The organism is Streptomyces sp. NPDC049597 (assembly GCF_040675505.1).
GTDB lineage: Bacteria > Actinomycetota > Actinomycetes > Streptomycetales > Streptomycetaceae > Streptomyces.
Genome location: NZ_JBFAOY010000024.1, coordinates 92,924 through 110,900, shown reverse-complemented (window position 1 = coordinate 110,900; position 17,977 = coordinate 92,924). Strand labels below are relative to the sequence as shown.

Genomic DNA, 17,977 nt, shown 5'->3' with positions numbered 1-17,977 from the left:
ATCGCCCGTCAGACGGCGGCAGTTGTGGCCACGGGCCGCTCCGACTTCCCCAACCAGATCAACAACGTCCTGGTGTTCCCGGGCGTGTTCCGGGGTCTGCTGGACGCCCAGTCCCGCACCGTCGACACGGAGATGATGCTGGCGGCCGCGACCGCCCTCGCGGACGTCGTCACCGAGGACGAGCTCAACCCGAACTACATCATCCCGTCCGTCTTCAACGACAAGGTCGCCGGCGCCGTAGCCGGGTCGGTACGGGCTGCCGCCTGGCACGAAGGCGCCGTCTGAGGACGACCAGGAGCCTGCCTGCGGCATCCGGCCGCGCGCCCCCGCGCCACGCGGGTCTCAGACCGGGAACGCCGCTGTCAGGGGCTGTTCGGCCCAGATGACCTTGCCGTCCGCCGTGTAGCGGGTGCCCCAGCGCTCGGTGAGCTGGGCGACGAGGAACAGGCCGCGCCCGCCTTCGTCCGTGGTGTCCGCGTACCGCAGGTGAGGCGACGTGCTGCTGCCGTCGGACACCTCGCAGATCAGCTTGCGGTCGAGCAGCAGCCGGACGCCGATGGGGCCGGTGGCGTAGCGGAGGGCGTTGGTGATCAGTTCGCTGAGGACGAGCTCGGTGACAAAACCGATCTCCTCCAGGTTCCATACGGCCAGTTGGTCGGTGACGGCGGTGCGCATCTGTCCCACGGCCGCGGGATCGCGGGGCACGTCCCAGTGCGCGACCCGATCCGGGGGCAGCGCGCGGGTGCGTGCCACGAGCAGCGCGATGTCGTCGCGAGGAGGCGTCGGCAGCAGGGCGTCGAGCACCGCGCCACAGGTCTCCTCGGGCCCTTCGTCCGCGCGGCGCAGGGTGCTGCCCAGGATGTCGAGGCACTCGTCGATGTCCCGGTCGCGGTGCTCGACCAGGCCGTCGGTGTAGAGCACGAGCCTGCTGCCCTCGGGCACGTCGAACTCAGCGGCCTCGAAGGGAAGACCGCCCACGCCCAGCGGGGGACTGGCGGGCAACTCGAGGAACTGCACGGTGCCGTCGGGCCTGGCGAGCGCGGGCGGGGGGTGGCCGGCCCGGGCAAGGACGCAGCGGCAGGCGACCGGGTCGTAGACGGCGTACAGGCAGGTCGCCCCGACGATCGCATCGGCGAATTCCGTCGTCTCCTCGCCCTGGGCCAGTTCGTCGAGGCGCGCCAGGAGCTCGTCGGGCGGCAGGTCCAGGGTGGAGAAGTTGCGGACGGCGGTGCGCAGCCGGCCCATGGTGGCCGTGGCGTACATGCCCTGGCCCACCACGTCGCCCACCACCACAGCGACCCGCGCGCCCGACAGCGGGATGACGTCGAACCAGTCTCCGCCCACGCCCTGATGCGCCGGCAGATAGCGGTGCGCGATGTCGAGGGCGTTCTGCTCGGGCAGACCGCGGGGCAGCATGCTGCGCTGCAGCGTCACGGCCATGGTGTGTTCGCGGGTGTAGCGGCGGGCGTTGTCGATGCAGACCGCGGCGCGGGCCGCCAGCTCCTCGGCGAGGGCCAGGTCGTCCTCCTCGAACGGCTGGGGCTTCTCCGAGCGCCAGAAGTTCGCCACGCCCAGAACCACACCCCGGGCACACAGCGGGGCGGTGATCAGGGAGTGGATGCCGTAGTCGATGACCCGCCGGGCGCGCTCGCGGTCCTGGGCCCAGAATCCGGGGGCGTGGCGAAGATCGGGCTCGAGGACGGCCCGTCCGCTGATCAGGCCCCTGACCTGAGGCGCGGAGCGGACGAACTCGATCACTTGGTCCGAGGGATAGAGCGGAGGGTCCTCGCGGATGCCGGCGGTGGCGGTTCGGTGGAGCTGCTGCTCCGGACCCGCCGGCTCGTCGCCGCGCAGCACCGGCTCCGCGAGGTCGACGGTGACGAAGTCGGCGAACTGCGGTACCGCCACCTCGGCCAGCTCCTCGGCCGTCCTGGGCACATCGAGGGTGGTACCGATGGCAGCGGCCGCGTCGTAGAGCACCTGGAGGCGTTCCCTCGACGCTTCCACCTTGCCGGAGAGCAGCTGGAGCTCAGTGGTGTCCCGCAGCGTCACCACGTTGCCGCGAGGCCCCCCGTACCGGTCCAGGGCCCGTTGGTTGACCGCCAGCAGCCGCCCGCCCGTCAGATGCACCTCGTCGTCGGCCTCACGGCCGGAGGCCAGCAGCGTGACCATGGGCGGAGCGAGGCCCACCTCGCCCACAGGGCGGCCCTGGGCGTCCGGAGGCAGATCGAGCAAGCGCTGCGCCTCGTCGTTGACGAGCAGCAGACGACGGTCGGCGTCGACGATGAGGACTCCTTCCCGCGCGGCGTGCAGGACGGCGTCGTGGTGCTCGTACATGCGGGTGATCTCGGTCGGGCCGAGGCCGCGGGTCTGGCGCAGCAGCCGTCTGCTGAGCACCGCCGCCCCACCCGTGGTGACGACCACCGCGGCTGCCGCCATCCCCAGCACGAGCGGCAGCTGCTCCGTCGCCCTCTTGTCGACGTTCTCGATCGTGACGCCGGCGCTGACCGCGCCGACCACCGAGCCGTCAGCGTCCTTGACCGGGACGAACGCCCGGTACTGAGGGCCGAGAGAGCCACTGGTCTCGCTCTGGGTCGTCCGCCCGGCCAGCAAAGGCGACATGTCCTCGTCGTTGTCCACGCCGATGCGCTCCGGCAGGGGGTGCGTGTAGCGGATTCCCTCCCGGTCCACGACGACGATGAAGTCGACGCCGGAGCCCTTTCTGGCCGCCTCGGCCCGCGGCTGCAGCACCGCGGTGGGATCGGGTGACTTCAGGGCCTCCGCGATCCCCGGGGACTGGGCGAAACCCTGCGCGACGGCGAGCGACCGGTCCCTGGCGTCCCGTGTGCTCTCGCGCTGGAGCGTGAGCACCAGAAGGGCGAGGGCCCCGGCCGCGAGCAGCACCACGATCGCCACCTGCAGGAGGAACATCTGACCGACGACGCTGTGAGCACCGAGTGCGGACCTCATCCCTCTGGCCCGCCTTCCTGCGGACCCGTCCGAATGCGGAGCACCGAATGAGCCCCGAAAACGGCGGGGAGGTCGATCCATAACTCCTTTCTACTCTTCATTCATGACCGCAGCCACCGTTGCTTGTGCATGTCCTGACCTGCGCTGATTCCCGGAATGCTCCCCCGCGGACGCGGCCGCGGGGGAACGGCACCGGCCACCGGGGACGGATCACCCGTGCCACCCGCCCCCTCCGGCGTACCGCAGTGCCGGGAGGGAGCAGGCCGTGGTGCATCGAGAAACGTTGCCGTTTAGCGATGCTCAGGGGGTGGGCGGCGGGGTGTCCGCCGTGATGCCGGCGATCGGGTAGCTGGAGTCGGCCTGGAAACCGCGCAGCGGGAGGAAGATGCCCTGATCGCGGATGACCTGCTGACCCTGCTTGCTCAGAATGAAGCGGGTGAGTTCGGCGAAGACCGGGTTCAGTGGGGCGTCCGGCTTCTTGTTCATGTTGAGGTAGGCCAGCCGGCTCAGCGGGTATGCGGCAGACGCGACGTTCTCGTAGGTGGGTGCGTACACGGGGTCGCCGGTGTGGTGGGACAGTGACAGGACCTTGACGGGAGCGTCGATGTAGGCGTTGCCGGTGTAACCGATCGCATAGGGGTCGGCGGCGACCTGCTGGGCAAGCTTGAACACCGTCTTTTCCCAGTGGACGTTCGGGTCCGTCTCAGGCGAGCGCCATTCGCCGCGCACGTCCTTCGTGCTCAGTACGCGCTGCCGGATGAACTCCTCGTAGCCGTTCCACGGCGCGATGCCGTAGATGCGGATCGGCTTGTCGGCCCACTCGCCGGTCAGACCCAGGTCTCCCCATGTCGTGATGGGGTCGCCGCCACGGGCGCGGGTGGTGGACAGGATGGAGTCGAGCTGGTCCAGGGAAAGCTTGTCCATGGGGTTCTTCTTGTTGACCGTGAAGGCCAGGGAGTCGAGCCACCCGAACTGGCGGTAGCTGCCACCGGAGATCGGCACGCTCGTCGGGTCGTAGCCGTATGCGTCGCGGAAGCTCTTGACGTCGGTGGGCTTGAGCTCGCGGGAGACGAAGGCGCAGTCCAGGTTGCCGTTGATGAGCTCGACCGCTCCGAGGCTTCCGGCATAGGGAGGATCGACGGAGATGTTGACGTTGGGGTAGTACCTCTTGAATTCCGCGATCCAGTTCTTCGACAGCTCGGTGAGCACGTCGGACGAGGCGCACTTGAAGTCGCCCCGCAGCTCGCTCTTGTTGCGTGCGGGCTGGAACTCGTGCAGCGCCGGGTCCAGAGTGGGTTGCAGCAGCTCGGGATTCGGCTTGGCCCTGCCGTTCTGTCGGCTGTACTCCGCCTGCTCCGCCGTCTGGGGCGTATTGCTCTTCAGCGGCGGGACGGCCCAGTGCGCCATGGTGGGCGCAGTGTTGTCGCTGTCCACCGCACCCGCGACGACCGTCCCGGTCAACGTGAGGACGATCGCTGCCGACAGCACGGCCGCATTCCGCAACCGCGTCTTCTTGAAGGTCTTCCTGCTGAACACTCGCTCTCCTCTTCATCGGGGAGTGTCGTTCTGAACAGAAGAAGTTGTAGCCGGGCCCGTTGCGGCACCCTCGATCCGCGCTTTTCTGTAGCCGGAAAGCGCACCATTCACCTGCTGATCCTTTGGGATTCGGACCAACGTCATTCGGTGGCGCACGGCGTGCACAGTACGCAACTCCGGTTCGCGCCGCCACAGTCAGGACTTTTCTTCCATTGTGCTGATTGTGTTCATTGTGTTCGCGGGTATTCGTCCCGTCCGCAGGGCGGCGGGGCCGCGCTCTGCGCAAAGACCGTGAGCAGAACAAGCAGAAGGCGCAAAGAATGCTTTGATGTCATCAAGCCGCAGAACCGTTCCGCTTTGCGTCGCCCGCACATACGGTGCACGGGAAAGCGCGAACGGGCCCACCGGGGACGGTGGCCTCCGACAGGCCGCCTCGACCCGGGGCAGGCCCCCATGGATCACTCACCCGCCCGGTTCCCGGACAGCACCGGCCGGGTGAGTGCATGTCCGAGCGACCGCCGGCCGGCATCGACCTGCCCCGTACGGTCAGTGCGGCGCGGGCTCGCCTGCACCGAGCCGCCGGCCGCCGATGCCGCGGCCGAACGCCAGGGACTGCCCCTGGCCGGCGGGGCATCACGGTGATCCCCGATTTCGGATCCCCGATTTCGTCGCCCATGCCGGGGCGTGGTCGCCGCCGCGTTCGCCACGGACGCCCGCTACTCCGGCTTCCGGCCGGACCCGGCCGCGATCTTCGAAACGATCTCCGACAGGCTGAGGGCCACCACCCTCACCGTCCTCGACGCAGCCGAGCGGCAGGACGCCATCCCCCACACGGCCGGGCGGTGCCTCGCCGAGGATCGCGTCCGCGCCGCGATGCACAGCAGGGGACGCATCGCCCGCAGCTGACCCCGTGCCCTCAACGAGGCGGTCGTCGCGCGCTCGGTGCGGTACGGGAGGGAGCCATGGCCCAGCGAATGACCCGGGTGAGGGCGTGGCCGGTGAGACGGACGGCGGTCTCCGCGGCAGGGTTCGGGTTCGGCAGGCCCAGCGAGCTGCGGGCCCACGGCGGCAGCGCGGCGACCGCGTTCGCGGCCAGCAGGGCGTAGGGGCCCTTGGCCACGAGCGGCAGGGGCGGATGGAGCAGGATGAACCGTGCCGCCTCGCGGGCTTCCGCGGTGCCGCGCAGTTCGGGGCGGTAGGCGTCGAAACGGTCCGCCAGCTCGCGCCGGTCGCGCGGTGGATCGGCTACGCCGAGGGCCGATGCCACGCGTGCCATGTCGGCGATGTACGCGTCGCAGCCGGCGCCGTCGAGGGGGCGGGAGCCGAAGCGCTGGTGGGCCCTGAGGAAGCTGTCGACCTCGGCCACGTGGACCCAGCCCAGAAGGTGCGGGTCGGCCGCGTGGTAATGCAGGCCGTCGGCCGTCGTGCCCCGGGTGCGCTCGTGGACCGCACGGACGCGGTCCACGGCCGCCTGCGCGTCGTCCGCGGTCCCGAACGTGGTCACGGCGAGGAAGGTGCTGGTGCGCTGCAGGCGTCCCCACGGGTCGCCGCGGTATCCGGAGTGCGCGGCCACGGCCGCCATCGCGAGGGGGTGCAGGGACTGCAGGAGGAGGGCGCGCAGCCCGCCGATGAACATGGAGGCGTCGCCGTGCACGGTACGGATGGGCCGCTCGGGCCCGAACCACCGCGGCCCCGGCGTGTGGTGGATGCGCTCCCTGTTGGCAGGACCGGCCGGGCCTGCGACGCGGCGGAAGATCCCGGCTCCCACCCGCTTGCGCAGGTCCCTGACGACAGGCGGGGACCCATTCATGGGCCAAGTATCGACCCGGGCGGGGCGGGGTGTCACCACGCGTGGCGAGCCGGGCCGCAGACGGCCCCGCACCGGGCGGCTGCCGGTGCGATCCCGATCGCGTGGTGCGGCCCGTCGTGCGTAGGCGGGGAGCAAGGGGGAACCCGTTCGTGGTAGCGACGGGAAACGTGTTCGAGTGACGGGAGGGATGTATGGGCACCTGGCCACTCACCCCTCGGGGCCGCACAAGAGAAGGACCCGGATGGCGGACGTCAGGAACTGCCGGTGAAGGGAAGTCGGTCGACGTGACCACGAACGAGCGGCAGGGCGAGCAGCTGATCGGTGTCAGGGCGCACGAGGACGTCACCTTCGTGTTCAAGGGCCTCGCGGCACGCACGACGGCGCCCGAGTTCTCCTCCGGCGCGGCAGCGGCCTACGAGTGGGCGATGGGACATGCCGAGCGGTCACCCGTCACCGGCGCGGGCGCCGACGGCATTCCCGGCCTGCGGCTGCTGACCGCCGAGGTGGACGCGGCAGTGGTCCAGCTGGACGACCCCACCCTGCGGGCCGGGAAGCGCGACTACGTCCGCGGGGTGCACGACGCACTCGCCTGGGTCTGCGGATACAGCGATCACGCGGCGTGAGCCGGGAGCCCGCCCGTCCCGGCCCGCCGCGACGAGGGCCGTCCGCTCAGCGGTCGGAGTAGCTGAAGTCCCCCACCGTCCAGGCGCTCACGTCCTTGATGGCGATGCGGTACATGCCGCCGGTCTCGGGAATCCCCACACTGCCCTGGAGGATTCTCGCGACATGGAAGTGCAGGTGCGAGGGGGGCTCACCGTGCCGGTCGCGCCGGCCGCCGGCCTTGGTGAACACAGGGGAGAAGGCGCCCAGTTGCTCCGAGTCCTTCAGCACTTCGGCCACGCGCTCCCGCCAGACGGCCTCCGGAGCCAGCCGTCCGGTGACGACGGCGCCGGGGATCACGACGGTGAGGGACATCTGACTGGTGTGCTCGGACTCCACCGTGGCGGCGATGTCGACGAGCAGGTCATCAGGGTTCGACATGAGCGCCGATTCTACGGGGCGGGCACCGGCATGCGCCGCCTTTCCGGAGCCGTTCCTCATCCGGACTCGCGAACAGCGCCGTCGGAACCGGCGAAGCGGCCGCCCATCCCGCACGACTTCACCCCGCACCACCCGGCGGCGTCGAGGGATCCGATGCCGCTCGGCCGCCCCGGAACCGAACCGGTGGCCCGAGGCCCCGGCGACGTCGCCGCGGCCGTGGGGTGCTCCACGCGCTGAACGGGACGCCGCCCCTGCTTGCTACGCTGCGCTCTGCGTCCCGTGGGGGAAGTCCGGTGGGAATCCGGCGCTGACCCGCAACGGTAAGCGCGCCCGCCCGCCAGGCGGGGCCGCGCAAGCCCGATCACCCGTGGGACGGCTGGAGTTCCCGACTGCTCGCCGCGGACTGCGAGAGGGATGGCGCACGTCCTCGTCATGAGGGCCACCCCTTGACGTGTACGGACGCGGCCCGAGGCGAAGGACCGCACTCGTGTCCGTCAGCACGTTCCCGTCCGCGGCCACCGCCGCGCCGGCTCCGCCTGTCACGAGGCGCGTACCGGCCGCGCCGCTCACCGGCGCACTCACCGCCCTGCTGCTCGTCTCCCTCGTGTGCGCGGTCGCCCTCGGAGCCTCTGACCTGACGTGGGGCCAGGTGCTGCACCTGCTGCGGGCCGGGCTGACCGGCGGCACCATACGGGCCGACGAGCAGTCGGCCTACGCCATCGTGTGGGAGATCCGGCTGCCCCGAACCGTCCTGGCGGCGGTCGTGGGCGCCGGGCTGGCCACCGTCGGCGTGGCCGTACAGGCCATGGTGCGCAACGCGCTCGCCGACCCGTTCGTGCTCGGCATCTCCTCCGGGGCGGCGGTCGGGGCCAACGCGGTGATCCTCCTGGGGGCGTTCTCCGTCCTGGGCATGTGGGCGCTGCCGGTCTCCGCGTTCGGCTCGGCGCTGGCGGCCATGGTCCTGGTGTACGCGGCTGCGCGCAGTGCGCACGGCCTGACGCCGCTGCGGCTGGTGCTGACCGGTACCGCGATGAGTTACGGCTTCTCGGCCGTCACCACCCTCATGGTCTTCAGTGCCGACCGGGGCGAAGCCGCCCGGTCGGCGATGATGTGGCTGCTCGGCAGCCTCGGCGGGGCGACCTGGGCCTCGGTGCCGGTCGCCGCTGCCACCGTGCTCGCCGGGACGGTGCATCTCGGCCTGTCGGCGGGGCGGCTCGACGCCCTTGCCATGGGGGACGAGACGGCCGCGGCGCTGGGCGTGGACGCCAGACGGCTGCGCAGGGAACTGTTCGTCGTGACGGCCGCCGTCACCGGGACCGTGGTGGCGGTCAGCGGGGCGATCGGATTCGTCGGCCTGATGGTGCCGCACCTCGTACGGATGGTGGTGGGCGCCGGTCACCGGCAGGTGCTCGCCGTGGCGCCTGTCGCCGGAGCGGTGCTCCTGGTGTGGGTGGACGTGGTCTCCCGCACGGTGCTCGCCCCGGCGGAGGTGCCGGTGGGCGTCGTCACGGCCGTCGTGGGCGTGCCCTGCTTCCTGTTGCTGATGCGCCGCCGCGGCTACGCGTTCGGGGGCCGCTGATGCGTGTCGGCATCGAGGACCTGTCGGTCGACGTCGCGGGCGCCCGCCTCGTCCAGGACATCACCCTGCACGCCGCTCCCGGCCAGGTCGTCGGCCTCGTCGGGCCGAACGGCAGCGGCAAGTCGACCCTGCTGCGCTGCGTGTACCGGGCGCTGCGTCCCGCCGCCGGCACGGTGCGCCTGGACGGCGAGGACCTGCACGCCATGGACGCGCGCGCCGGTGCCCGCCGGCTCGCCGCGCTGCCGCAGGAGTCGTCGGCCGAGTTCGACTTCACGGTGGCCCAGGTGGTGGAGATGGGGCGCCTGCCGCACCGGCGCGGCCCGGTGCCGGGCGGTCGTCCGTCCCCGGGCGACGCCCGGATCTGCCGCGACGCGCTGACCAGGGTCGGCGCGGCTCACCTCGCGGAACGGTCCTTCCTGTCCCTGTCCGGCGGTGAGAGGCAGCGCGTCCTGATCGCCCGCGCGCTGGCACAGCAGCCCCGTGTGCTCGTGCTCGACGAGCCGACCAACCACCTCGACATCGCCCAGCAGTTGGACGTCCTGTCGCTGGTGCGGGAGTGCGGTTCCCCCGCGACGGAGTCCGGGCGCGGGCCGACCGTACTGACCGCCCTGCACGACCTGAACCTGGCGGCTGGCCACTGCGACGTGCTGTACGTGATCGCGCACGGCCGCATCGTCGCCTCCGGCCCGCCGGAGGACGTCCTGGCTCCCGAGTTGCTGGCCGACGTCTTCGGGGTGCGCGCCCACCGCGTACGGCATCCGGTGACAGGGGCCCTGCAATTGCTGTTCGACCGCGTCATCCGTGCCGGCGACCTGCCCGCTTCCCGGGCCGACGAACGTCCGGCTTCCCCGCACCCCTGCCGATGAGGAGCACCATGATCCCCGCCCTGCGACGCGCGGCCCTCGCCACCGCGCTCACCCTGAGCCTGACGGCGTGCGGCGCGCATGTCGCACCGACGTCCCGGGCGAAGGGCGACGGCCCGGTCACGCTGACCAACTGCGGTCGCCAGGTGACGTACGACAAGGTCCCCGAACGGGTGGTCACCAACGACGTGGGCATCACCGAGATCATGTTCGCCCTCGGCCTGGAGGACCGGATGGCCGGCTTCGTCATGCCGGACGACAAGGGCGATGTGACCGGCGTCCCCTGGAGAACCGGCTACGACGAGGTGACGTGGCTCTCCAAGGACCGGATCACCAAGGAGATCGTCCTGGACGCCCGTGCCGACATGGTCTTCGCGGGCTGGAACTACGGCTTCGGCGAGGACAACGGCCTGACACCTGAGGCGCTGCGCAAGGCCGGCATCGGCTCGTACGTCCTCACGGAGTCCTGCCGCAACGGCCGCGAGAAGGCGCGGGGCATCATGCCTCCCCTGGAGGCGCTCTACACCGATCTCGCCAACCTCGGGAAGCTCTTCGGCGTGGAGGAGCGGGCGCACAAGCTCATCGCGGACTTCCGCGGGCAGGTCGGCGCCACCGAGGAGAAGGCGCCCAAGGGGGTGGACCGGCCGACGGTCTTCCTCTACGACAGCGGCGAGGACAAGCCCTTCACCTCCGGCCGCTTCGCCGCGCCGCACGACATCATCGCCAAGGCAGGCGGCGACCACGTCATGAAGGACCTGAACGACTCGTGGACGACGGTGGGTTGGGAAACCGTCGTCCAGCGCGATCCCGATGTCATCGTCGTCAACGACTACGGCGACACCAGCGCGGATCAGAAGAAGAACTTCCTGCTCTCCTACCCGCCGCTCGCCCAGGTGTCGGCGGTCAAGCACCGGCGCATCTACGTGCTGGACTACGTCGACCTGGTGGAAAGCCCCCGCAATCCGGCGGCGGTCGCGGCACTCGGGGCCTATCTGCGGTCGGTGACGCCTCGTTGAGACCGGCAGTGTGCCCCCGGCCGGCCTTGCTGAGTCCCGGCGTCGTCAGGGAGCCGGGTCGAGCCGTACGCAACACCGGTTCGGGGCGGGGGCGAGGCGGGCCGTGAGGGTCTCCTCGCCGAGCCCCTGCAGCACCCCGCGCAACAGGTGCAGGTTCATGCCGCACACCGTCTCGGTGTGGGCGCGGGCCAGGGCGTGGAAGGGGCAGTTGGCGAGCGTGACGGCGTCGCCCTCGCACCGCGGCTCGAATCCGTACCGCTCCAGCAGACCGATGAGCCCTGTGTCGTCCTGCTCGGCCAGCCGCGCGCCCAGTTCCTCGGCCTTGCGGTGCAGCACGGCCCGTACGGGCTCGCCGGTCGCCTCCGCTTCCTCCACTGCCTGGGCCAGCAGTCGGCCGGCCAGCTCGTAGCGACGGTCGGGCAGGCTGACGGCGACCTGTTTCGCCGAGCGCCGGTAGAGCTTGGCGGGCCTGCCCGCGCCCGGTCCCGTGCGCCCGCTGCGACGCTCGTAGACCACGTCGAGCAGCGATTCGTCGGCCAGCCGGTCCAGATGGAACGCCGCGGTCTGCCGCGCCAGGCCCAGGGCCGTCGCGGCCTCGTCCCGGCTGACCGGGGCCGACTGCCGTACCACGTGGTCGTACAGCCTCCGGCGGGTCGGCTCGTCGAGTGCGGCGATGGCGGAGACGTCGGCGTCGCGGGTTTCCTGCGGTGCGTTCACATCACCAGTGTAAAACCGATCGCCGTTGACTAAAGAGTGTGGGCCTTCTGTCGTCAATGATAGTTGTCGATAGAAGGAGGGCGTCATGACGTCCGCAGACACCACCCCCAGGCCCGGCACCGCACGGCGGCAAGCGCTCAGCGACCCGGGGTACCAGGCATTCCTGATCCTGCGCACCGGATTCACGGTGGCGCCGGTGCTGTTCGGACTGGACAAGTTCGCCAACCTGCTCGTGGACTGGCCCGCCTACCTGGCGCCGTGGATCGACGACCTCGCGCCGGGCGGCGCCCAGGCGGCGATGTACGCGGTGGGCGTGATCGAGATCGTCGCCGGTGTCGTCGTCGCCCTGGCCCCGCGCTTCGGTGGCTGGTTGGTGGCCGGCTGGCGGGCATCATCGTCAACCTGCTGACCATTCCTGGCCACTACGACATCGCGCTGCGCGACTTCGGCCTGCTCCTCGGCGCGATCGCGCTGGCAAGGCTCGCCCAGCGGTACCAGGGCGGCCGGCGGCGACTGTGACCGCCGCCCCGTCCGCGGGGCCGCCGGTGGCGGCGCGGCCAGGGCTGCGCCGCCAGGCGGCGCAGCCCTGGCGCGGTGCCCTCACTCCTCTTCCTCGTCCTCGCCCTCGTACTCTTCGTCCTCGTATCCCTCCTCGTCCTCCCCTTCCTCCGCTTCCTCCCCTTCCTCGGCTTCCTCCGCTTCGTACGCGTCCTCGTCTTCCTCGCCCTCGTATGCGGCCGCTTCCTCCTCTTCCTCCACGGCCTCCTCGTGGGTCCGGACCACCTCGCCGTCGCGGATCTCTCCGCGCCAGCCCTCGGGCTCCTCGTCGGTGAAGGTGACGTACCGCTGGAAGTTCTTGAAGTCCAGGCGCAGGCGCCGTCCTTGGGCACGCCAGAGGTTGCCGGTCTTCTCGAAGAACCCGGAGGGGTAGTACTCGACGACGAGGACGATGCGCGTCAGGCTCGGCGCGAGTTCGTGGAACGTCACGCACCCCCGGGTCGTGCCCTTGGCGCCCTCGGAGGTCCACATGATCCGGTCGTCCGGCACCTGTTCCTGGACGGTGGCCTTCCAGCCGCGGGTCGACGGCCCCACCTTGACCTTCCAGTCGCTCGTCGTCTCGTCCCCCTGGGACACACTGCGCACACCCTTGGTGAAGCTGCTGAACTGCTCGTACTGGGTCCAGTGGTCGTACGCGGTGCGGATCGGGACGCCGACGTCCAGCGCTTCGACGATGTTCATCACCTTGGTGGTGCCCGCCTTGCGACGTCCCTTGCCGCCGCCCCCCGTCAGATCCTGGACCTTTCCGACGATGCTGTCCTTGAGGCCCTTGGTCTTCTCGCCCACCAGGGCCTTCAGCGGGGAGTCACCCTGGAGCACGCGCAGACCCGCTCGCGGCAGAGGGCCGCCGGTCTGGGCCACATCCAGGAGCTGGTCCGTCAGGTCCGCCAGTTTGTCGCCCGCCTTGTCGGCCAGGACTTCGACCTGCGCACTGAGGTGGTCGATGAGTTCGTCACGCAACAGCTCCAGCCCCGAGGCTTCGCCGCGGCCGGTGTCGCGATCTTTGGTGGCCATGGCCCTACCTCCGTCGCGTCGCCGTCTTCTTGGCCGTGGTCTTCGCCGCCGCCTTCTTCGCGGCCGTCCGTTTCGCAGGTGTCTTCTTCGCCGCGGCCTTCTTGGCGGGTGCCCTCTTCGCAGGTGTCTTCTTCGCGGGCGCCTTCTTGGCCGCCGCCTTCTTCGCAGGCGCTGCCTGCGGTTTCCTCCCGGCCGGCGGTGCCTTGCGGGCTGCCGGCGTCCTGGTGCGGCCTTCCTCGGCTGCACGCGTACGGCGCCGCATCCGCGGCCGCTCCTCCGGTTCCTCTTCTTCCTCCTCCTCTTCCTCGGCTTCTTCTTCCTCGGCTTCCGGCTCTTCCGGCTCCTCCTCGGCCTGGGGCTCTTCCTCCGCGCCCTCCTCCTCTTCCTCTTCTTCTTCCTCTTCCTCGTCGCGTTCCTCCTCCGGCTCGACGAGCCGGAGCGTGCGTTCGTGGAGCGAGTCCGCGAGATCGGCGAGCTTGCGGTCGGCCGACGCCGTCAGGGCCTTGCGACCCGCGTCGAGGACTTCGCCGCGCACCTGATCGTTCAGCTGCGATACCTGCGGAATCTCGCCGAGCCAGCGCACGCCCTGCGTGACGAGCTGCTGAGGGTTGAGCCCGAAGCGGCGCCCGGCGAGATACGTCGCCAGCCCGAAGGCGAGGCGTCCCTTCTTCGCCCGCCCGAGCACGTACCCACCCGCCATGGCGGCCCCGATGGCCATCTTGGTCGTGTCCTTCATCGGCTGGTCCCTTCGAGAGTCAAGAGACGGCCGGCAGCCCAACAACCCTTCCACGGACGGCGAATCACATGAGCAGCCTCTGGGGACCTTCGCATGGCCCATGCGTGCACCGCCGGACCGACGGCGACCGCCGGTTCACCCGCTGCTACCGGTCGGGCTTTTCCATGAGTCGGGAGACATCCCTATATGATGAGATTGTATGTTTTTGTCAGGTGTATGGCTTCCGCTCCGAGCGTCGGGGAGATCATGGCCGCTGAACAACCTGCCGAACGCCGCTCCGGCGTCGTCCACGCCATGCGAGCCGCAGCCGAACAGCTGCAGGAGCTGCTCGGCCGTACGCCGGAGTCCGTATCCGCGATCCAGCCCACGTCCGAGGGCTGGGAGGCCCGTGTCGAAGTCCTGGAGCTGGAGCGGATCCCCGAGACCACGAGCGTGATGGCGAGTTACCGCGTCACACTGGACGAGGAGGGCAACCTGCTGGGCTACGAAAAGACCCGACGCTACACCCGAGGGCACATCGACCGGGACGGCTGAGCGCTCTCATCAGCCCGCGAAGGGAGGCACCATGACCATGGTGCCGCAAGGCGGCGGCAGTGTTTCCAGAGGCGGCGGCACGGGCAGCCTCTACGACGTTCTCGACCTCATTCTCGATCGCGGCCTCGTGATCGACGTCTTCGTCCGCGTCTCTCTGGTGGGGATCGAGATCCTCAAGATCGACGCCCGCGTCGTCGTGGCCAGCGTGGACACGTACCTGCGCTTCGCCGAGGCGTGCAACCGCCTTGATCTGGAGACGGGAAGGAAGGCGCCGGCCCAGCTGACCGACGTCGTCGGCGACTCGCTGGAAAGCGGTGCCAAGGGGAAGTCGAAGGGGGCACTGACCGGCGCGGTCGAAGCGGTCACCGAGTCCCTGAAGGGCGTGACCGAGCGTGACGAGGGAGAGGACGAGGGCGAGGAGGAACCCGTCGAAAGGCGGCGGCCCGCCCGGCGCACCACCGCGCGTCGCACGAGGAGCTCGCCGCGCGAGAGGGAATGAGCCATGGCCGTATACATCTACTCCATCACCGGCAAACAGCACCCGGTGCGGCTCGACGGTCTCGACGGCGTCGGTGACCCGCCCGCCGAGCTGCGCACCGTGACCGGTGGACCGCTGTGCGCAGTGGTCAGTGACGCGCCGGACGACCTGCGTCCCAAGCGCCGTGACGTCTCCGCCCACCAGCGGGTCCAGGACCGGCTGATGGAGGACGGCACGGTGCTGCCGCTGCGGTTCGGACTTCTGGCCCCGGACGACGAAGCCGTCCGCGCCGCCCTGGAGGAGCGCGCCGAGGAGTACACGGAAAGGCTCAAGGCGCTGGAGGGCTGTGCGGAGTACAACCTGAAGGTGTCGCAGGAGGAGGAAGCCCTCCTGCGTCAGATTCTGCTCGAGTCGGACACGGCACGGGAAATCAACGACGGGATCCGCCGGGGCACAGCAGGCCCTGACGCGCCGGTACGCCTCGGTGAGCTGGTCGCCGGGGAGGTGCGGGCACGGCAGGAGGCACTGGCCTCCGGCGTGGTGGAGGCGCTCCGCCCGTTCGCCCGGGACCAGCAGCAGGCTCAGCCGACCGGCGAGGACTTCCTCAACATCTCCTTCCTTGTACCGGCCGAGCAGGAAGAGCTCTTCGTCACCACCGAGTTGAGCCTCGCCAATCAGATGGGCGAGGACGTCCACTTCCGGCTCAACGGCCCACTGCCCCCCTACAGCTTCGTCTGAAGGAACCGCCATGGGAGTGTTCACCCAGCTCGTCACCCTGCCTCTGGCACCGGTTCGCGGCGTCGTGTGGGTCGTGGAGCGGGTTCTGGAGGCCGCCGAGGACGAGTTCTACGACCCCGCCCCGGTGCAGCGTGAACTCGCGGAGCTGGAGCGGCAACTCCTTGCCGGGGAGATCGACGAGGAAACCTTCGACCGGCGCGAGGACGCACTGCTCGACCGGCTCGAAGAGATCAGGGCCCACCGCGACGGTCTGCGGCCGTGACAGCGCACGACGAGGGAACGAGGGCATCACCGTGACCGATCCCCTTCCCGACAGGCTCGGCTCCTACCCCTCACGAGCGGCACCGCCCTACGGACAGGGTTCTTCCGCCAATCTCGCCGACATCCTCGAGCGGGTGCTCGACAAGGGCATCGTCATCGCGGGAGACATCCAGATCAACCTCCTGGACATCGAGCTGCTGACCATCAAACTGCGCCTGCTCGTCGCCTCGGTGGACAAGGCGAAGGAGATGGGCATCGACTGGTGGGAGCACGACCCCTCACTGTCGTCCAGGAGCCGGTCCGACACCTCCCTGCCGTCCGGCAGAAGGCGCGAGAGGTCCCTCGCCGAGGAGAACCGGCGACTACGGGCGGAGATCGACGCCCTCCGCAAGGACGCGGCGCTTCCCGAAGCCGAACGAGAACCCGGGCACCGGCACCGCAGGAGCGGACGCGATGAGTGACCAAGTGCTCTACGCCTACGCCGTGGTGCGGGAGGCCGACGGGCTGGCGGACGTCGCGGGCACACTGACGGGTGTCGCCGGCGCACCGGTGCGCCTGATGGCCGGGACCCGCGACGACCGGCTGCTGCTCGTCGTCAGCCCCGTACCCGCGGCCGACTTCCACGAGGCGGCCCTGAAGCGGCACCTGGAGGACCTGGACTGGCTGGAGACGGTCGCCCGCGCCCACCACGCCGTCATCGACGCACTGGCCGCTCGCACCACGGTCCTGCCCATGCGCCTGGCGACCGTGTACCTCGACGACGACAGCGCGCGCACGGCGCTGGACGGCGGGGCCGGCGTTTTCGGCGAGCGGCTGGAACGACTGGCCGGACACCTCGAATGGGGCGTCAAGATCTACGCCGATCCCTCCGCGGCCCCCGCCCCCGCGCCCGGCGAGGCGGCGGACCTCGGTCCCGGCCGCTCGTATCTTCGGCAGCGCAGGGCGCAGCAGAGCGTCAGGGACGACGTCTACCGGGCCGCCGGCGTGGCGGCCGAACGGGTCGAAGCGGCAGGACGCCGGTACGCGGCCGGCCGCGCACGCCACCGTGTCCAGCAGGGTGCCCTGGCCGCTTCCGCTGACGAGAACGTCCTCAACGACGCCTACCTGGTGCACGCGGACCGTGCGGAGGAGTTCCGTGCGGAGGTGACGGGGGCGGCCGACGGGCTCACGGGCGTACGGGTCGAGGTGACCGGACCGTGGGCGCCGTACTCGTTCGCCATGCCCTCCGCCGGTCCCGACGACTCCACGGGCGGTGCGGTGCCATGACCGAGCCCCGTGACCTCCCCGCGGGGGAACCTCTGCACGGGCGGCAGGTCGCGCTCATCGACCTGCTCGACCGGCTGCTCAGCGGCGGCGCGGTCATCACCGGTGACGTGGTCCTGTCCGTCGCCGACATCGATCTCGTACGCGTCTCGCTGCGTGCGCTGATCGTGTCCATCAGCCCCGAGAACCCGTCGCCCTGGGCGATACCCGCCGCTCCGCGGGACAGCCATGACGTCTGAGGACCGGGACTCCGGGAGGAAGCGCCTCGACGAGGTGGCGGACGCCGCGGCCCGCGCCTTCCACCTGCTCCCCGCGACGCCACGCGACCTCCCGGAGGCCGGAGGGGAACCACCGGCGCGGACCCCGTCACGCCGGATCACCGCCGACCCCGACACCGTGGAACGGGACCTGGTCAGACTGGTCCTCACCCTGGTCGAGCTGCTGCGTCAGCTCATGGAGCGCCAGGCGCTGCACCGGGTGGACCAGGGGGACCTCACCGAAGAACAGGAGGAGCGGCTCGGGGCCACCCTCATGATCCTGCACGACCGCATGACCGGTCTGTGTGCCCAGTACGGGCTCACCATGGACGACCTCAACCTGGATCTCGGGCCGCTCGGCCCGCTGCTCCCGCCTTCCGACTGACGCCGGTACGGTTCGCGTGGCGTGGCGCGCGGGTGGTGGCGCACATGTAGTCCTCGTAGCGGTCGAGCACGAGGACCAGACCCAACAGCAGCAGGGGCAGAAGCAGAGCGACGGCTATCACGGCGGCCTCCCCGGAGGCGAAGAAAGCGTCCTGCTTTCCGGGTAGCCCCGCTGGAGCGGGTGGAGCGCGGTGCGCTGTGAGGATCGTGTGACGATGCGCG

General features: G+C 70.5%; 21 protein-coding genes, 1 pseudogene and 1 riboswitch. Of the genes and pseudogenes, 15 read left to right on the top strand and 7 right to left on the bottom strand.

The annotated features are described in order from the left end of the window. A partial coding sequence (locus AB0K02_RS25035) for a malic enzyme-like NAD(P)-binding protein (protein WP_365994762.1) occupies positions 1–285 on the top strand: 285 nt, incomplete at its 5' end. Positions 286–342: 57 nt separating this feature from the next. On the opposite strand, the gene AB0K02_RS25030 is transcribed toward AB0K02_RS25035, so the two are convergent. Continuing rightward, positions 343–2,970 (bottom strand): SpoIIE family protein phosphatase, encoded by a 2,628-nt coding sequence (locus AB0K02_RS25030; RefSeq protein WP_365994761.1) that lies wholly within the window; start codon positions 2,968–2,970, stop codon positions 343–345. A 300-nt stretch (positions 2,971–3,270) separates the two neighbouring features. Next, the gene (locus tag AB0K02_RS25025) at positions 3,271–4,506 is read right to left on the bottom strand and encodes a substrate-binding domain-containing protein (protein WP_365994760.1); all 1,236 of its coding nucleotides are present in this window, start codon (positions 4,504–4,506) and stop codon (positions 3,271–3,273) included. Between the two features lie 684 nt (positions 4,507–5,190). On the opposite strand from AB0K02_RS25025, the gene AB0K02_RS25020 reads away from it, so the two are divergent. After that, positions 5,191–5,412 (top strand): hypothetical protein, encoded by a 222-nt coding sequence (locus AB0K02_RS25020; RefSeq protein ID WP_365994759.1) that lies wholly within the window; start codon positions 5,191–5,193, stop codon positions 5,410–5,412. Positions 5,413–5,422: 10 nt separating this feature from the next. Here the strand turns inward: AB0K02_RS25020 and AB0K02_RS25015 are convergent, their stop codons facing one another. Beyond that, a complete protein-coding gene (locus AB0K02_RS25015; protein ID WP_365994758.1) occupies positions 5,423–6,316 on the bottom strand; it encodes an oxygenase MpaB family protein in 894 nt (297 codons plus the stop codon). 284 nt (positions 6,317–6,600) lie between these two features. On the opposite strand from AB0K02_RS25015, the gene AB0K02_RS25010 reads away from it, so the two are divergent. After that, positions 6,601–6,939 carry a hypothetical protein gene (locus tag AB0K02_RS25010; RefSeq protein WP_365994757.1) on the top strand — a complete coding sequence of 113 codons (339 nt, stop codon included), beginning with the start codon at positions 6,601–6,603 and terminating at the stop codon, positions 6,937–6,939. 46 nt (positions 6,940–6,985) lie between these two features. On the opposite strand, the gene AB0K02_RS25005 is transcribed toward AB0K02_RS25010, so the two are convergent. Next, on the bottom strand, positions 6,986–7,357 hold the full coding sequence (locus tag AB0K02_RS25005) for a hypothetical protein (protein ID WP_365994756.1): 372 nt from the start codon (positions 7,355–7,357) through the stop codon (positions 6,986–6,988). A 282-nt stretch (positions 7,358–7,639) separates the two neighbouring features. Beyond that, positions 7,640–7,724, top strand: a riboswitch (cobalamin riboswitch). Between the two features lie 120 nt (positions 7,725–7,844). Here AB0K02_RS25005 and AB0K02_RS25000 point away from each other — a divergent pair. From AB0K02_RS25000 to AB0K02_RS24990, 3 genes are read left to right on the top strand one after another with little or no spacing between them, the layout of a single operon-like run. After that, positions 7,845–8,936 carry an iron ABC transporter permease gene (locus tag AB0K02_RS25000; protein ID WP_365994755.1) on the top strand — a complete coding sequence of 364 codons (1,092 nt, stop codon included), beginning with the start codon at positions 7,845–7,847 and terminating at the stop codon, positions 8,934–8,936. Further along, positions 8,936–9,802: an ABC transporter ATP-binding protein gene (locus AB0K02_RS24995; RefSeq protein WP_365994754.1), complete on the top strand. Its 867-nt coding sequence runs from the start codon at positions 8,936–8,938 to the stop codon at positions 9,800–9,802. The genes AB0K02_RS25000 and AB0K02_RS24995 overlap by 1 nt, the downstream gene beginning before the upstream one ends. A gap of 8 nt (positions 9,803–9,810) precedes the next feature. Beyond that, on the top strand, positions 9,811–10,815 hold the full coding sequence (locus AB0K02_RS24990; RefSeq protein WP_365994753.1) for an ABC transporter substrate-binding protein: 1,005 nt from the start codon (positions 9,811–9,813) through the stop codon (positions 10,813–10,815). A 45-nt stretch (positions 10,816–10,860) separates the two neighbouring features. On the opposite strand, the gene AB0K02_RS24985 is transcribed toward AB0K02_RS24990, so the two are convergent. Further along, positions 10,861–11,532, bottom strand: coding sequence for a helix-turn-helix domain-containing protein (locus tag AB0K02_RS24985; RefSeq protein WP_365994752.1), 672 nt, complete (start codon positions 11,530–11,532; stop codon positions 10,861–10,863). Positions 11,533–11,617: 85 nt separating this feature from the next. Between AB0K02_RS24985 and AB0K02_RS24980 the strand changes: the two are divergent. Continuing rightward, positions 11,618–12,051, top strand: a pseudogene (locus AB0K02_RS24980) (hypothetical protein). 81 nt (positions 12,052–12,132) lie between these two features. On the opposite strand, the gene AB0K02_RS24975 reads toward AB0K02_RS24980, so the two are convergent. Both AB0K02_RS24975 and AB0K02_RS24970 read right to left on the bottom strand, forming a co-directional pair. After that, entirely contained in the window at positions 12,133–13,104 is a 972-nt protein-coding gene (locus AB0K02_RS24975; protein WP_365994751.1) for an SRPBCC family protein, read from the bottom strand. A 4-nt stretch (positions 13,105–13,108) separates the two neighbouring features. Next, positions 13,109–13,840, bottom strand: coding sequence for a histone protein (locus AB0K02_RS24970; protein ID WP_365994750.1), 732 nt, complete (start codon positions 13,838–13,840; stop codon positions 13,109–13,111). 246 nt (positions 13,841–14,086) lie between these two features. Between AB0K02_RS24970 and AB0K02_RS24965 the strand changes: the two genes are divergently transcribed. From AB0K02_RS24965 to AB0K02_RS24930, 8 genes are read left to right on the top strand one after another with little or no spacing between them, the layout of a single operon-like run. Next, positions 14,087–14,374, top strand: coding sequence for a gas vesicle protein (locus AB0K02_RS24965; RefSeq protein ID WP_365994769.1), 288 nt, complete (start codon positions 14,087–14,089; stop codon positions 14,372–14,374). 31 nt (positions 14,375–14,405) lie between these two features. Beyond that, entirely contained in the window at positions 14,406–14,873 is a 468-nt protein-coding gene (gene gvpJ / locus AB0K02_RS24960; protein ID WP_365994749.1) for a gas vesicle protein GvpJ, read from the top strand. A 3-nt stretch (positions 14,874–14,876) separates the two neighbouring features. Then, complete coding sequence (locus tag AB0K02_RS24955) at positions 14,877–15,590, top strand: GvpL/GvpF family gas vesicle protein (RefSeq protein WP_365994748.1); 714 nt, start codon at positions 14,877–14,879, stop codon at positions 15,588–15,590. Between the two features lie 10 nt (positions 15,591–15,600). Beyond that, the gene (locus tag AB0K02_RS24950) at positions 15,601–15,852 is read left to right on the top strand and encodes a gas vesicle protein GvpG (protein ID WP_365994747.1); all 252 of its coding nucleotides are present in this window, start codon (positions 15,601–15,603) and stop codon (positions 15,850–15,852) included. 31 nt (positions 15,853–15,883) lie between these two features. Then, the gene (locus tag AB0K02_RS24945; RefSeq protein ID WP_365994746.1) at positions 15,884–16,312 is read left to right on the top strand and encodes a gas vesicle protein; all 429 of its coding nucleotides are present in this window, start codon (positions 15,884–15,886) and stop codon (positions 16,310–16,312) included. Continuing rightward, complete coding sequence (locus tag AB0K02_RS24940) at positions 16,305–17,117, top strand: GvpL/GvpF family gas vesicle protein (protein ID WP_365994745.1); 813 nt, start codon at positions 16,305–16,307, stop codon at positions 17,115–17,117. Before AB0K02_RS24945 ends, AB0K02_RS24940 begins: the two co-directional genes overlap by 8 nt. After that, positions 17,114–17,353, top strand: a complete 240-nt coding sequence (locus tag AB0K02_RS24935) for a gas vesicle protein (RefSeq protein ID WP_365994744.1) — start codon at positions 17,114–17,116, stop codon at positions 17,351–17,353. Before AB0K02_RS24940 ends, AB0K02_RS24935 begins: the two co-directional genes overlap by 4 nt. Then, positions 17,343–17,756, top strand: a complete 414-nt coding sequence (locus tag AB0K02_RS24930) for a gas vesicle protein K (protein WP_365994742.1) — start codon at positions 17,343–17,345, stop codon at positions 17,754–17,756. Before AB0K02_RS24935 ends, AB0K02_RS24930 begins: the two co-directional genes overlap by 11 nt. Positions 17,757–17,977 lie beyond the last annotated feature (221 nt).